Source organism: Ornatilinea apprima (genome assembly GCF_001306115.1).
In the GTDB taxonomy this organism is placed as follows: Bacteria; Chloroflexota; Anaerolineae; order Anaerolineales; family Anaerolineaceae; genus Ornatilinea; species Ornatilinea apprima.
In genome coordinates this window covers 154326-168984 of sequence record NZ_LGCL01000016.1, presented here as the reverse complement: position 1 = coordinate 168984, position 14659 = coordinate 154326, and the positions used below count along the sequence as shown (strand labels likewise).

The following is a 14659-nucleotide window of genomic DNA, read 5'->3' as shown; positions in this document are numbered from 1 at the left end:
ATTATTGTTCAGCCGCTTTGGGAATCAGCTTATAACCTACCCCCCGCACAGTAAGAATGCGCTGCGGGTGATCAGGATCCTCTTCCAGAGCTTCACGAAGCCAGCGGATGTGCACATAAACCACCTGTGGCTGGCCTTCAAATTCCGCGCCCCACACTTGAGATAACAGGTCTTCCGTCGAAATCACCTTCTCCGGCTGGGATGCCAGCGCCAGCAGCAAATCAAACAAGCGCGGAGATAGATCAACCGGACGATCCGAGCACAGTACGCTATGAGAATCGGGCGAGATTACCAGATCACCAATCGTCAATACGCTAACCTGTTTTTCCGTCGATAAAACTGGCGCGCCCACCCGCCGCAATACCGCTTTAATCCGCGCCAACACCACGTCCACATCAAAAGGCTTGGTTACGTAATCGTCAGCGCCCAGTTCCAGCCCAACCACCTCATCCAACTCTCTGCGCCGGGCAGTGATGAAGATCACCGGCACGTTGTGGCGGGTTTTCAACTCCCGCAGCGCATCCAGCCCATCCATACCTGGCAAGCCAATATCCAGCAGAACCAGGTCAGGACGATTCTGTGTCACCCAAATCAGTGCGTCTTCTGCGCTGGCCGCTGTATGCACCTGGTATCCGGCCTGCTCCAGATGAAAAGCCAGGCTGCGGCGCATCAATGCGTCATCGTCTACAAGTAAAATCTTCCTTGCCACGTCTTTAGTTTACTCCCAACGCCCATTTGGAGGCAACCTGCTGAACACTCCTTCCCATCCCAGATTCAGAATATAATTGTCCTATTACAGAACTTAACAGGAACCCATCATGAGCGACGCAAAACATTCCTCCAGATCTTTCCTATACGCCTTCATCACTATTTTTTCATTGGCCGCGCTGGCTTACCTGCCCAAAGTCCTTGAGCTGGGATTCTACCGCGACGACTGGTACCTGCTCTACACCGGCAACGTGCTGGGAGCGCAGCACTTCACCGATATTTTCATGTCCGATCGGCCTTTTCGCGCCGTGCTCATGCAGCTTGCCTTCCAATGGTTTGGCAACAATATCTTGCTCTACAATCTCGTGGACTATGCCCTGCGTGCATTGGCCGGTGTGGGAGCGTATTGGATAGTCCGCCAATTGTGGCCCAAACAGAATCTGGCCGCTTTATTGATGGGTTCGCTGTATGTGGTTTTCCCTGCCTTTGCCGACCAGCCCAATGCCCTGGACTACCAGGCCCACCATATTGCCATGACGGCCATGGTCTTTTCGATTGGCCTGACCATCTCGGCCATGAAAGACAGCCGCCTGGGCTTTAAGGTGCTTTTTCATCTGCTCAGCGCCGCATTGGCAGTTTTGTGCTACGCCACCATGGAATACTTCATCGGCATGGAAGGCCTGCGCTTCGCGATTATTTTCTACCGTTGCCAGCCCACTGGCCTAAAGAACCTGCTCAAACACGCCTGGAATACGATTCTTTCTGGTCTGCCCATTCTAGCCGCGGCTTCCGGATTCCTCGTCTGGCGCATTTTCTTCTTTCAAAACGTGCGCAACGCCACCCAGATCGACAGTATGTTTTCCAATTATCTGAGCTCACCCGCCCTGCGCCTGGCCAATACCTTTGCCAGCCTGGTAACCGACACCATTAATGTAACCCTCTTGGCCTGGGGGGTGCCTTTCAATAAACTGGCATCCAATTTGCGTCTGCGCGAGTGGATGATCGGGTTCATGCTTTCGTTGGCGGCGGTTGCCATTCTGTCGTACTTTTCTACCCAGGCCATCCGTATGGAAAAAAACAAAAGGGAGAACGATTCCTCTACCCATTGGGCGCAGGATGCTATCCTGATCGGCTTATTCGGCGTTGTGGTCAGCCTGATTCCCATCATTTTCGGTGAGCGCCGCGCGCTGCTGCCCAGCCGCTTCACCTGGCCGGGTTCCTTGAGCGCAGTGCTGATGCTGGTCGGCGTGTTTCAACGGTTTGTTACCCGCCGCCACCAGCGGATGATCCTCGCCTGCGTGCTGGCCTTTCTGGCGGTGATGACCCATTACGCCAACGCCCTGGCCTTTGCCGAAGACTGGAAAACCGCCCGCGAGATGTGGTGGCAGCTCAGCTGGCGCGCCCCGCAGATCCAACCCGGCACAGTGCTGGTCGGTAAGATCAACGGAATGGAGATCCCGGAAGATTATGTGCTGTGGGGACCAGCCAACCTGATTTATGCTCCCACCCCCACGGAAGGCGCGTTGCCCATCTCTGCCGAAGTCTTAAACCTGACCAGCTTCCAGATGATCATCACCGGCCGCGGAGACGATAAAGAAGTCCGCTCCATTCCTCTCAGCCGGGATTTCTCAAAAACACTGGTGCTATCACGCCCTTCTGAGCAGTCCTGCCTGCACACTCTAGACAGCCGTTTCCCCCTCTCCTCGGTGTACGCCGATGAGCGCCTGGTCGCTCTGCTGCCTTACTCACGCATTGACCAGATCGATCCCAACGCGCAACCGCAAACTCCGCCAGCCGCCATTTTCGGCGAAGAGCCGCAGCATACCTGGTGCTACTATTACCAGAAAGCCGACCTTGCCAGCCAGAAGCAAGACTGGGTGGAAGTTACCCGCCTGGGAAATGAAGTGCTTAAACTTGGCTACCGCCCCGATGATTGGGTGGAATGGATGCCATTCGTTCGCGGATTTGCTTACCTGGGCGACTACGAAAAAGTGGAAGAGCTCATCCCCGTGGTAAAAACCAGCACCCAACTGCGCGTGCAAGCCTGCGAGCTCTTTACTCAGGAATTGGAGATCGTTGGCGCCGATCTGCAGGAAGGCCAGGCGTACCTGGTGGACGCTTTCTGCAACCGCTAGCAAGAGAAAATGGCCAACCACGCGATGAAAAAAAACGGGCGTGACAAGCCATTGAGTTTGACATTTTCTCTATATAAATTTTTGATGGATGCCGCCCTGGCATCCATCATTCATTACTTTACCTGGTTTCTGGTGAACTATATCTGTTGGTTAAAGCAACGCGGTGACTGGCGATCAACAAATCTTATCCGGGTTCAAAATATTCTTTGGGTCAAACACATGCTTGATCCCGCGCATTAAGCCGATGGTCGTTTCGCCCAGCGATTCTGCCAGGTAGCTTTTTTTGGCGAAGCCAATGCCGTGTTCGCCCGATACCTGCCCGCCGTATTGCCGCGCGCGCTGGTACAACCGCTCAAACGCCTGGGCCAATATGCTCTGCCAGGTTTTTTCGTCCAGATCATCCCGCAATACATAGATATGCATATTGCCATCCCCTGCATGGCCAAAGCTTCGAATCCGAACTTTCAGCTCATTTTGCAGCTCACGGGTATATTCCACAAAGGCAGCAATGCGGTCTCTCGGCACCACCACATCACATTCATCCATTTCGGTCGTAGACGCCTTGATCGCCTCCAGAAAAGCGCCGCGCGCCGTCCAAATCGCGTCGCGCCGCTCCAGGGTGTCGGCAATAAACGCGTCAATCGCGCCTGCTGCCAGGCAGGTCTCGGCAGCTTCGGTATAAGCGGCCTCAATCGCTTCTTTCTGATTGCCGTCAAAGGTCAGCAGCAAAAAGGCATCCGCTGATTTATCGGGGAACTTCTTCCCTAAATACTCCTCGGCAGCAATGATTACCTGCTTTTCCATAAATTCAATGGAAGTGGGCATGGCTTTCAAGCGTGCCACTTCGGGCACAGCGCGAATAGCCGTGGAAAGGTCTGGAAACGGGACCAGCAAAGAGACCACTCGTGTGGGCAAGGGAATCAATTTCAAGATGGCTTTGGTTACAATCGCCAGGGTGCCCTCAGAACCGATTACTAGATCTTTCAAACTGTAGCCTGAACTGTTCTTGGCGTTTTTGCCATTTAACATCAGAATCGACCCATCCGCCAGAACGACTTCAAGGCCGCGCACATAATCGCGGGTTACGCCATATTTCACCGCGCGCATCCCTCCCGCGTTGGTGTTAATATTGCCGCCAATGGTCGCGCTCTTTTCACCAGGGTCTGCCGGGTAGAAAAGCCCCAATGGTTCAACATATTTGTAAATATCCATCAGCAGCACACCCGGTTCTACCGTCAGGGTCATGGTGGATGGATCAAGCTCCACAATCCGGTTCATGCGGCACAGGCTGAGCATGATCCCGCCGTTCACTGCCACGGACCCGCCCACAAGGCCGGTGCCTTGTCCGCGCGGTGTTACCGGGATGTTCTGTTGGTGGGCGTATCGCATAATGGCAGAGACCTGCTCCGTGTTCGCGGGTTCCACCAGCACCTCGGGAAACACGTGAATACCCGATAGTTCATCGTGGCTGAAGTCTTCATTAATTGCATCGCCCGCCTTCACATATTCACCACCGCAGATTTGCTGAAGAACCGCAACGTCCGCTGAATCAATTTTCTTGTAGACCATTAAGCCACCTCCCTTTGCGCAATTCCATTCTGAAGAGCGGGTAGCTCGCTGAGCAGCCGTGGGATGATTTCGTACACATCTCCAACAAGGCCATAATGAGCGCAATTAAAGATCGGCGCGTGCGGATCGCGGTTGATCGCGATGATTCTTTCAGCGCCCCGCATGCCAGCAGTGAATTGCACCGACCCCGATACTCCGCAGGTAATCAATAATTTTGGCTTTACGGTGCGTCCGCTCAACCCAATCTGCCGGCGCGGATCGACCCAGCCGGCTTCGATGATCGGTCTTGTTCCGGCAACCTGGCCGCCCAGCCGTTCTGCCAGGGTGTTAATCATTTCCATATCCTGCTCTCTCTTCAAACCGCGGCCCGCCACCACAATTACCTCAGCATCTTCCAGATGCTGGACAGCCGGTTTGGGCTTGATTTCCAGAACAGTGATCTTTGAGCGCAATTGTTCGTCATCCACCGGCATTAATGTAACCTTGCCAACAGGGTGTTCAAGACGGCCCGGCGCAGCAAAAATCTTGTACCGCACTGTCGCGAATTGCGGGCGGCTGTTCTGTGTGCGGATATGCGCCATAATATTGCCGCCAAAGGCAGGCCGGATCTGGTCGAGGTCTGTGTTGGGCTGCATATCCAGCTTGGTGCAATCCGCGGTGAGACCCGTCCGAAAGCGCGCGGCTACTCTCGGCGCCAGAGAACGGCCAACAGGGGTGCCGCCCACCAGAATGGCAGAGGGTTTCACCTGCTGAACGAAATCCTCAAAGACGGCCGCGTAAGGTTCAATACGGAAAAATTTCAAAGCCGGATGATCATACACAAAGATTTCGTCAACGCCGTAATCTCGTAAGCTTTCCGCATTCTCGCGTATCGCCGCGCCGGCAAACAAGGCGTACACTGGTTGATCAATCTTGCCTGCCAATTCGCGCGCCTTGCCAATCAATTCCAACGTTACCGGGTGAATATTTCCCTCTTGATGCTCAACGTAAACCGCGATGCCGCGCCATTGACTTTTATCGATCTGAGCCTGATCTTCAGCCACAAACTCAAAGACCCCTTGTGGGCCATTCTTCACGCACAGCTTGCACATCTTGCAGCCCGCGGTAATTTCCAGGCAATCGTTTTCAATGACAATCGCGCCAAACGGGCATAAATGAGTGAGGCTTTGTAAATCCCGCGCCTGTTCTTGATGAATGATAATTTTTGCCAATCACGCCTCCTCAACGAACTTCCAATCGATCAACGATTGGGCTAACTTTTTCGCCAGTTCATCTGGGCTGCCTTCCCAAAATTCATTAGCCTGATCTTTTTCGGGCGGGAATACGCGCACAACTCTGGTCGGAGACCCGGCCAGGCCATAATGCCGCTCATCTGAATCGGGCAGATCATCAAGACGATAAAACACAACTTTTTTCTGGCCGGTTGATCTCTTCAACCGGTATGATGGCAAGCGCGGCTGGTAGATATCTTTTTCCACGGAGATCAGCGCGGGCAAGCTCACCGCAGCGGTCTCCACCGTGCCGGGCAGGTCCGCTGAGACAGTCATGGTTTGTTCATTCAGGTCTTCAATGCGGAAAACATTGGTGATGTGTGGAATATCCAGAAATTCGGCAATTTCTGGGCCCACCTGCGCGGTATCGCCATCGGTGGTTTGTTTTCCGCAGATGATCAGATCTGGCAGTCCAATTTTGAGAACACATTGGGAAAGCGCGTAGGCGGTTGCAAGCACATCCGCGCCTGCCAATCGCCGGTCTGATAGAACATATCCCTCATCCGCGCCCATCATAAAGGCTTCGCGTATGATCTCCTCGGCTTGCGGCGGGCCCATCGTCAGGGCAATAATTTTAGCCTCGCGCGACTGTTTGATCTGCAGCGCGGTCTCAATGGCAAAAAGATCGTAGGGATTCATTTTGGCATCTATCCCACTGCGAATCAAAGAGCCAGTCTTTTCATCAATATTCACTTCTGAAGTGCTGGGAACCTGCTTGATACAGACGATGATATTCATTCATCACCCTATTTAATTCAATATCGATACAATCGACCAATGAGAGATTTCCAAAAACAGAACCGCGATGGCAGATTATGGTCTACGCGAGGGATCAATCAGCCAATCTTGCCTGAGCGCCGGGTGTTGCAAACGCCGTTTTTCCATCAATCATCACCAGTTGAACGCGCAGCGCTTCATCAAAAAACACCAGATCTGCCTGATATCCTGTTTTCACATGCCCGTAGCGATCATCCAAACCCAGAGCTTCCATTGGCGTTGTTGAAGCCATACGCACCGCTTCAGCGCGCGTGCAGCCGCTGAATTCAACCATGTTGCGAACGGCGTCATCCATGCGTAAAATACTGCCCGCAAGCTTTCCGTCGCGCAAGCGCGCGCTATTTTCATCAACTACAACGTCCTGCTCGCCAATCTGATACATGCCTGGAGGCATGCCCAACGCGCCCATGGCATCGCTGACCAGCATTATTCCCCTGGCGCCGCGGCATTTCCAAACCAGTTTGACCATCTCCGGGTGCACATGGATTCCATCCACAATCAATCCCAGCCGATACTCCTCACCGGTTAACATTGCCGCCACCATACCCGGCTCGCGGTGATTCAGCGGCGGCATGGCGTTAAATAAGTGCGTTGCGCAGCTCGCGCCCAGCCTGGCTGCCTGGGCAAGCTGCGGTAGATCGCACTGGCTGTGTCCAATCGAAACCACCACCCCACGCTCCACAAACCATTGGATCGCCTGCATTCCGTGCGGCAGCTCAGGGGCCAGCGTTACCATTTTCACTGCGTCCAGAGGCTGCAGGCGCGCCAATGCCTCTGGAACAGGATCGATCAATAATGAAGGCGGGTGCGCTCCCGGTTTTTCTCGGCTTAAAAAAGGCCCTTCCAGATGCACACCCAACACTCGGGCACCATCCCCTTCTCGCGCGGATTGCAGGATACGGATTTTTTTCGGGTAAGAATCAATTGGTTCAGAGATGAGCGTAGGGAGGAAAGCGGTTACTCCCATTTCCGGCAATCGGATGGCCACATCCCTCACCCGCGCCGGGTCATTTGAAAAATAATACCCATATCCGCCGTTCAACTGCAGGTCAACCAGCCCTGGCGCAGCCCACCACCCTGCCGCATCAACCTGAACAGCGCCTTCGCTGATCGACATACCGCCCATTTCCCCCGCGTAAGCGATGGAATTACCTTCAATGGCCAGTCCACAATGTGATAATTCCTGGCCGTCTTCATAGACATGGATATTCTTGAAAACAAGGTTAGGTGCTTGCATGGTCATCTCGTTGAAAAAAGCTCACCCGCCAGTTTGGTCGTCCACTCATGCCGCTCGTCCCTACAGGTAAATCAGCCTTCCCGCATAATGGTCCCAAATCTTTTGGTTGTGCTCATCACTGTTGTCGAGATTAGCGCTCTTTGTTACCGGCGGAACGATGCCGCGCTGCAGCAGGAGCTCAACAGCCTCACAAATGGCCGCGTTCATCAGCGTCGCGCCCACCACTGTAGAAGTGGCTCCACAGCGTTGATCAAACTGATCCAGCTTCACCACCGCGTCTCCGGGGATGCCGCAGTTGTCAATCACCAGGTCAGCAACATCCATTAAACGATACCCTTTGAGGTGGCGAGATTCAACGCTTTGGCTATGCGCAATACTGGTGAGCGCCACAACCCGCACACCGTTGTCCCGGGCAATTTCAGCCATCTCAATCGCCACCGTATTTCGCCCGGAATTGGAATGCACGATCAGCACATCGCCTGCTTTAACCCCGGCCGATTCAAAAACCAGCTTGGCCAGGCCGGGCAGCCGTTCCAATTGGGTCTCCAGAGTCAGAGGCCGGGTGTTTAAGGTTAACCCTGGCGCTAGAATGGCGTTGACAGGCACCAAACCCCCGGCCCGGTAACACATCTCTTCCGAAATAATTCCGGCATGCCCGGCGCCAAACACATAAATCAGATGGTCGTTGGCGATCGCATCCGCCATCCATTCGCCCAGCCTGCGCACATTCTCCGCCTGAGTTTTCATTGCCTTTTGCAGAATGGGCATGATCTCGTCAAAATACTTGAGTCCGGCCATGTTGATTCCTTTGCAGCCAGCACCAGAAGGGTATTTCTGATGCTGGCTGGCTGTTCGCTTTTCCTAATAACCACTTATGGTCTTATGGAATTTCTTGTATTCGTCATACACCTTCAGGTCATGATCCGGGTCGGTCACCACATTCGGAGAAGCGAAGGTTGGGCGATAAATCCCCTCATCCGATAAGATTTTCGCGGTCTCCGCAATCAAAGCCATCGAGATGGTAATTGCCATCACCGTCGAGGCAGCCGCTACCGGCTCTTCCCAGCCATTCACATAAATGATGGCGTCTTCAGGAGGAGCGCCGTTATCAATGGCAATATGAGCCACATCTGCCAGTTTCTGACCCGATGAATGCTTAGCCGGATTCTTGCGGTAATTCTGCATGGAAGTGACCGCGACCACCGTGGCACCGCATTCTTTTCCGATCATCGCCGCTTCAATCCCAGCCGCGTTCAAGCCGCCATGTGAGAAAACGATCAACGTGTCTTCCGGGGTAATCTCATAAGAGCGGAAAACATTCTTGACATACCCTTCAACGCGTTCCAGCCATAAGAGTTCCGGCGTCCCGCCTGGGCCTAAAACGTTGTTCCAGGTCAGGCGCGGGTCATGGATGGGTTGAATACCAACAAAAGTGCCATAGCGCGGAAAAACATCCAGGCAAGGCAGGGCAGAGTGGCCAGAGCCGTAATAGTACACAACACGCCCGGCCTTGATTGAGTTGGCCATCGCGCGGGCCGCTTTCTTGATTTCAATCATGCTGGTTTGATCAAGATCGCTGATGAGTTTTTGAATTTTCTGAAGGTACGATTCTGCAGACATTTTTCCTCTTTTCTATTGATCAATAATTTGTTTTAGACCATTCATGGTGTCAGATTCGACACCGAAAACCAGTCCCATATTCAACATCATTCAGTTTTGGGGGTACTCACCCATTCCAGATGGGACAGAACAACCCTTATTCTCCTTTGAGCGCGCCAGCCGTCAGCCCGGCGACAATATAACGCTGCAACAAAAAGGCCAGAATCAATGGGGGCAGGCTGCCAATCACGCCGCCGGTCGCCATCAGGCCAAAATCGACGCCAAATTGCGAGCTAAATTCGGTTACCACCACCGTGATCGTTTTGGTGCGCGCGCCGGTAAAAATCAATGCCATAAAAAACTCGTTCCAGGAAGACAAGAAGGTGAACGCAGACACGGCCACCAGCCCCGGACCCGAGAGGGGCAAAATTACGCGCATCAACGCGCTCAATCGCGAACAACCGTCGATCATGGCCGCTTCTTCCAGGCTTTCTGGAATCGACAAAAAGTAGCTGTGCATGATCCAGATCACCGTTGGAAGCATGAAGCCGGCATACAACACAATCAGTCCGGTCCAGGTATCGGCCAGGCTTCTTAGCAGAAGGTATAGCGGAATGATAATGACGATCACGGGAACCATCTGCGCGCTGAGGATTCCGACCAGAACACGCGGCTTTCCCGGGATCGGCAAGCGCGCCAGGGCGTAAGCTGCCATTGTCCCAGCCACAACACACACCGCAGTAGTGGATATGCTGACAATTAAACTGCTCAGCATTCCACGCAGAAACTTCTCGGTGGCAGCCGGAATGGCGGCGCCGCTTTGGCTGCCGAAGATCAGCGACCGGTAGCGCGCCAGCGTTGGATTGTTTGGAATCCAATGCGGAGGTTTAGCGGAAAGCTCCACCTGAGGTGAAATGGAAGAGATCACCATCCAGATAAATGGAGTCACAACCGCGAAAACCAACATGAAGACAAAAAAGTACGTGATCACTCTCTCAAGTTGTTTTCGGTGGGAACCACTCCGACCTCTGAAATCGCGGGGAGAAGCTGATCCAATTTGTTTGAAGAAATCTCCTGATATGGCCATATTGATCATTTCTCCCGTGTGAGTGCCCGTTGGTAAAGAACCACAACCAGCATAACGACAATGGTCATAATATAGGCTGCCGCGGCGCCTCTACCCAGGTCCAGCGAAACAAAGGATTTCATGTATGTGTAGAAACCGATGACATTCGTTCCATTGGAGGGACCGCCTGCCGTCAGGGTGTAAATCAAATCAAAACTCTTCAAAGCCCAAATGGTTCGTAAGGATAACGCTACAAACAAGGTCGGCCTGATCATTGGGATCGTTATTTGAAACAATTTTTGCAAAGCGTTCGCGCCATCCACTTCGGCCGCCTCATAAAGGTCCTGGGGAATGGTCTGCAAAGCAGCCAGGAAAAGCAGCATAATGAATGGTGTTTCTTTCCAAACATCCGCCAGGATGACCATCAACAATGCCAGAGTTGGGCTTCCCAACCAGACCACGTACTGATCAATAATTTTCAATGAGTACAACATACCATTCAAAGCGCCGTAGCTGGGATTCAAAATCCACTTCCACATAATGCCATTCACGACCGGCGGAATGGCCCAGGGCAACAGCGCCAGCATGCGCACAAAATTTTTCCCCACAAAATCCTTATTTAATAGCAGAGCCAGGAGCAGACCCAACACAATTTCGAGTGTAACCGCGCCAACCACAAATAGTGCGGTCACCCGTGCACATTGCCAAAAAATCGGATCTTTAAGCACATGCAAATAATTCTCAAATCCGATAAATGGATGGCCCAACTGCGGTTTGGTCAGATCCCATTTAAGCAGGCTAATCCATAAGGAACGCACTAATGGATACACCGTGACCCCAGCCATGATGAGAGCAGCGGGAGCGACCAGAAAGATCACAAGGAGGCGTTCCTCGCGTTGCCGCCTGCTGATATGTTTAAGTAGTGCCATTAACACAACTCCTGAAAGCGGGTTGCTGGTAAGGGTTAGCCTGTATGGAGGCTAAAGCCTCCATACAGGCGTACAGCATCAAGTACTATTGTTCGCGGATGCGGTTCGTCTCCGCGACAAGCCAGCTAATGGCATCTTCAGGCGATTTGCGATTTGCCATCACATCTTGCACCGCGGTAGCAGCCGAGCGCCGCCATTCCTCGAACCAGCCAAACTGTGGCGGAAATTCGCCGTAGGTCAATTGCTGCGCCAGCACATCAAAACCGCGCCACGCTGCCGCAATATCGGCATCTTCATACAGCGAAAGACGGGTGGGAAGGTTCGCGCCATTAATCGCGTGGTGCTTCTGCGCTTCTTCACTGGTCAAAAATACCAGGAATTCTTTGGCAACCTCTTTATTTTCAGAGGTTTTTAGCAGACCAAGGCCACCCGCATACAGATATCCAGCGCTGCGCACATCACCGTTGCCAGGGATCAGCATCAGATTGGCATCATCCATGACAGTGGAAAGATCGGCATTGTAAGCGGCTTGTGTCACCGACCAGGTCGAATTCAACATGAAGGCGATTTTGCCGGTGCCAAACGCAATCAAGGTTTCGTAGTCATCCAAAGCAATTCCAGCAGGATCAAACAGGCCTTCATCAATACCGGTTTTGATCATCTGTAAGCTTTTCACAGCCGCGTCATTGTCAGCAAAGATCGGGGCGCCTTCCTCATCAAAGAACTCGCTGCCGTTGGAGAGCACCATCGTGCCCCAGTTGTAGTAGAAATTGCCCGGATATTTTGCGCTGGGTGAGAAGCAGAATTCCGCCGCGCCGGTTTCTTTGATCTTTCGGCAAGCAGCCATGAAGTCATCCCAGGTAACAATCGAAGCCGGGTCGACACCCGCAGCTTCCAGCACGGCCGCGTTGTAAGCCATATGGGCACCGCCAGCGTACCAGGGCATCGCGATCAGGTCGCCGTCAATGGTGTACATATCCACTACCGATTCGAGCCATTCACCGCGATTAGCATCGGTAATCAGATCATTGATCGGCTCAAACCAACCGCCCGACGAGAATTCCACCACATTGGCTGAGGGGATGAAGATGATGTCATATCCGCCGCCGCCCGTCGCAAGGGTGGTGATGGTTTTATCATGGATCTCCGCCCAACTGGCAAAATCCACAACCACTTTATTGCCCGTCATTTCCTCGAATTTTGCTGCGTAGGTGGCAACGTTTTCACCTTCATCCGGGCGGATCAACGCGCGGATGGTAACAGGCGTTTCAGCGGGAGCAGCCGGTTCAGCGGGGGCGGTTGCCTCAGCGGGAGCAGCTTCTGCAGCCGTTGTTGGGGCTGCTGCTTCGGCAGCCGGTTCCGCAGCCGGAGGCTGCTGGCAACCTGCCAACAACATCGCAAGTACGATTACAATAGTTGAGACGAAATAAATCGAGCGCTTCATAAGTTTTTATCTCCTCTATCAAACCTTTTCTCAATCCAATTCGAGTTTTCTCAAGAACCTTCAGCCTGCGAGTAAAATACTTGTGATCCTCCTTTCATTACCCTTCTGCTCCGTTTCTTAATAAGACGCTATAGGCAGCCCCCACTAAACCCGCTTTCGCGCCTAAAGTTGAGAGAACCAGTTGCACAGATTTCCCGGCGATCGGTTGAGCCCAACTCTGAACCACTTGACGAATGCGCGGCAGCAACACACCACAATTACTGCCAACGCCACCACCCAGAATCACAACTTGCGGATCGACTAAACTGACAACGTTCGCAATGCCAATTCCAATTTCATCGGCAATTTGTTCGCAAAACTGTTGAGCCGCCGGATCTCCTTTTCCTGCAATCTCAAATACCTGCTGGGCTGTCAAACGATCCGGGGGCGAGACACTCGCCATCATCGAATTGGGGTGTTCTGCGGCAAATTGTTGCGCGCGCATAGAAATCGCAGGGCCGGCAATTCTTGCCTCCCAGAAACCAATCGAGCTTTCTCGCTGGCTCTGCATGCCGGCATTCAGCGTCAAGCCAAACCAGCCGGCTGCGCCTGCCAGGCGGTTCATCCCGCGGTATAACTTTCCATCCAACACCATTCCGCCGCCCAAACCAGTCCCAATGATGATGCTGACCATCGACTGATACGCTTTGCCAGCACCAATCCACCATTCTCCCAAGACAGCCGTATGTCCATCGTACTCAACGCAAACAGGGACTTTGAAGTGATCAATGAGCGCGCCTCTGAGATCGACGTTGCGCCAACCCGCTAAATTCGGACCCCAAATCACAAAATCGGTCTCTGGCTCCAGAACTGCCGGGATGCCGATCCCAATTCCCTGCACCTGATCAATGCCAATTCTGGTTTCGAACAGGACCTCTTCAATTAATCGTATGATTTGGGCAAAGCCATGCTGTGGGCCGTCCTGACAGGTTGGCGCCTGCTTCTGAAAATGAAGATAGCCTGAGGAATCCACCAATCCAACGGCTGTTTTCGTCCCGCCGATATCCACACCAACAAGGAAAGTTTGAGAAGTAGGTTTCATTGTCGCTTAAAAATGGATCAAACCAGCAGGCCGAGCCGCTGCCGGCCCATGTACAGGGAAATGGACTTGCCGTTATAAACGGTTCGCACCACTTCGACCATATCAAACGACTCTGTGAAGGTAACACCATCCACAACCAAAACGGGTTCATCCAGGCCAATTCCCAACAGATCCGCCTCTTCGGGTGTCGGGTTGCTGGCGCGAACTTCCGCTTCCGTCCAGGCCGGATGGATGAAATACCGGTCGCGTAAAACGCTGAAGAGAGAGCGGTTCTCAAGGTCTTCATTTTCCAAGCCCGGGCAGATACGGGAAGGCAAGTGCGTATATTGAATCGCGATCGGTTCCCCATCCGCAAGACGCAATCGCACCAGATGTAAAACCAACTCATCCGGGCCCATCTTCAATTTTTGGCGGCACTTTTCGTCCACCGGCACCAATTCTTGCTTGATCACCTTCGAACCCGGTTGATATCCACGCGAGCGGATATCCTCCGTGAAGGAGCTAAAACCCTGGATACCGTGCATTTTTGATTCAGCGACAAACGTTCCCCGCCCTTGTTCGCGGTATATCAATCCGCTTTTCAGCAAGGACTCAATCGCCTGGCGAGACGTGATGCGGCTCACATTGAGGCTTTCGGACAATTCCCTCTCAGAAGGGATTTTGTCGCCCGGCTTCAGCACGCCTGACTGAATTTGGCGGATTAACTGCCGCGCCAGCTGCAGATATAACGGGGTATGGCTGCCCTTATCCAGCGTATTTAATTCCATCATCACTCCGCAGGGTTCAGGATTAAATTCTATCTATCAATATATTGTTATGTTGTTATAACCATTTTATATATGA

Annotated in this window: 13 protein-coding genes; 1 reads left to right on the top strand and 12 read right to left on the bottom strand. The window is 52.9% G+C overall.

The features are described 5' to 3' along the window. Position 1 precedes the first annotated feature (1 nt). Positions 2-709, bottom strand: coding sequence for a response regulator transcription factor (locus tag ADN00_RS05855; RefSeq protein ID WP_075062027.1), 708 nt, complete (start codon positions 707-709; stop codon positions 2-4). Between the two features lie 109 nt (positions 710-818). On the opposite strand from ADN00_RS05855, the gene ADN00_RS05850 reads away from it, so the two are divergent. Then, positions 819-2843 (top strand): hypothetical protein, encoded by a 2025-nt coding sequence (locus ADN00_RS05850; RefSeq protein ID WP_075062026.1) that lies wholly within the window; start codon positions 819-821, stop codon positions 2841-2843. Between the two features lie 174 nt (positions 2844-3017). Here the strand turns inward: ADN00_RS05850 and ADN00_RS05845 are convergent, their stop codons facing one another. From ADN00_RS05845 to ADN00_RS05795, 11 genes are all read right to left on the bottom strand, one after another. Next, on the bottom strand, positions 3018-4412 hold the full coding sequence (locus ADN00_RS05845) for an FAD-binding oxidoreductase (protein WP_075062025.1): 1395 nt from the start codon (positions 4410-4412) through the stop codon (positions 3018-3020). Then, positions 4412-5623, bottom strand: a complete 1212-nt coding sequence (locus tag ADN00_RS05840; protein WP_075062024.1) for an electron transfer flavoprotein subunit alpha/FixB family protein — start codon at positions 5621-5623, stop codon at positions 4412-4414. The genes ADN00_RS05845 and ADN00_RS05840 overlap by 1 nt, the downstream gene beginning before the upstream one ends. Continuing rightward, positions 5624-6421, bottom strand: coding sequence for an electron transfer flavoprotein subunit beta/FixA family protein (locus ADN00_RS05835; protein ID WP_075062023.1), 798 nt, complete (start codon positions 6419-6421; stop codon positions 5624-5626). Positions 6422-6515: 94 nt separating this feature from the next. Beyond that, a complete protein-coding gene (gene nagA / locus ADN00_RS05830; RefSeq protein WP_075062022.1) occupies positions 6516-7697 on the bottom strand; it encodes an N-acetylglucosamine-6-phosphate deacetylase in 1182 nt (393 codons plus the stop codon). A gap of 60 nt (positions 7698-7757) precedes the next feature. Continuing rightward, the gene (locus tag ADN00_RS05825; protein WP_075062021.1) at positions 7758-8495 is read right to left on the bottom strand and encodes an SIS domain-containing protein; all 738 of its coding nucleotides are present in this window, start codon (positions 8493-8495) and stop codon (positions 7758-7760) included. Positions 8496-8558: 63 nt separating this feature from the next. Then, entirely contained in the window at positions 8559-9317 is a 759-nt protein-coding gene (locus tag ADN00_RS05820; protein ID WP_075062020.1) for a sugar isomerase domain-containing protein, read from the bottom strand. Positions 9318-9453: 136 nt separating this feature from the next. Continuing rightward, positions 9454-10287 (bottom strand): carbohydrate ABC transporter permease, encoded by an 834-nt coding sequence (locus ADN00_RS05815; RefSeq protein ID WP_160317471.1) that lies wholly within the window; start codon positions 10285-10287, stop codon positions 9454-9456. A gap of 101 nt (positions 10288-10388) precedes the next feature. After that, positions 10389-11291 carry a carbohydrate ABC transporter permease gene (locus ADN00_RS05810; RefSeq protein ID WP_075062019.1) on the bottom strand — a complete coding sequence of 301 codons (903 nt, stop codon included), beginning with the start codon at positions 11289-11291 and terminating at the stop codon, positions 10389-10391. Between the two features lie 85 nt (positions 11292-11376). Next, positions 11377-12735, bottom strand: coding sequence for an ABC transporter substrate-binding protein (locus ADN00_RS05805; protein WP_075062018.1), 1359 nt, complete (start codon positions 12733-12735; stop codon positions 11377-11379). Positions 12736-12832: 97 nt separating this feature from the next. Further along, a complete protein-coding gene (locus tag ADN00_RS05800) occupies positions 12833-13816 on the bottom strand; it encodes an ROK family protein (protein ID WP_082389917.1) in 984 nt (327 codons plus the stop codon). A 17-nt stretch (positions 13817-13833) separates the two neighbouring features. Further along, positions 13834-14583, bottom strand: a complete 750-nt coding sequence (locus ADN00_RS05795) for a GntR family transcriptional regulator (RefSeq protein ID WP_075062016.1) — start codon at positions 14581-14583, stop codon at positions 13834-13836. Positions 14584-14659 lie beyond the last annotated feature (76 nt).

Coding starts and splice junctions, on each gene's coding strand:
- ADN00_RS05850 (WP_075062026.1), top strand. CDS start 819: ATGAGCGACGCAAAACATTCCTCCAGATCTTTCCTATACGCCTTCATC.
- ADN00_RS05845 (WP_075062025.1), bottom strand. CDS start 4,412: ATGGTCTACAAGAAAATTGATTCAGCGGACGTTGCGGTTCTTCAGCAA.
- ADN00_RS05835 (WP_075062023.1), bottom strand. CDS start 6,421: ATGAATATCATCGTCTGTATCAAGCAGGTTCCCAGCACTTCAGAAGTG.
- nagA (WP_075062022.1), bottom strand. CDS start 7,697: ATGCAAGCACCTAACCTTGTTTTCAAGAATATCCATGTCTATGAAGAC.
- ADN00_RS05825 (WP_075062021.1), bottom strand. CDS start 8,495: ATGGCCGGACTCAAGTATTTTGACGAGATCATGCCCATTCTGCAAAAG.
- ADN00_RS05820 (WP_075062020.1), bottom strand. CDS start 9,317: ATGTCTGCAGAATCGTACCTTCAGAAAATTCAAAAACTCATCAGCGAT.
- ADN00_RS05810 (WP_075062019.1), bottom strand. CDS start 11,291: ATGGCACTACTTAAACATATCAGCAGGCGGCAACGCGAGGAACGCCTC.
- ADN00_RS05805 (WP_075062018.1), bottom strand. CDS start 12,735: ATGAAGCGCTCGATTTATTTCGTCTCAACTATTGTAATCGTACTTGCG.
- ADN00_RS05800 (WP_082389917.1), bottom strand. CDS start 13,816: ATGAAACCTACTTCTCAAACTTTCCTTGTTGGTGTGGATATCGGCGGG.
- ADN00_RS05795 (WP_075062016.1), bottom strand. CDS start 14,583: ATGGAATTAAATACGCTGGATAAGGGCAGCCATACCCCGTTATATCTG.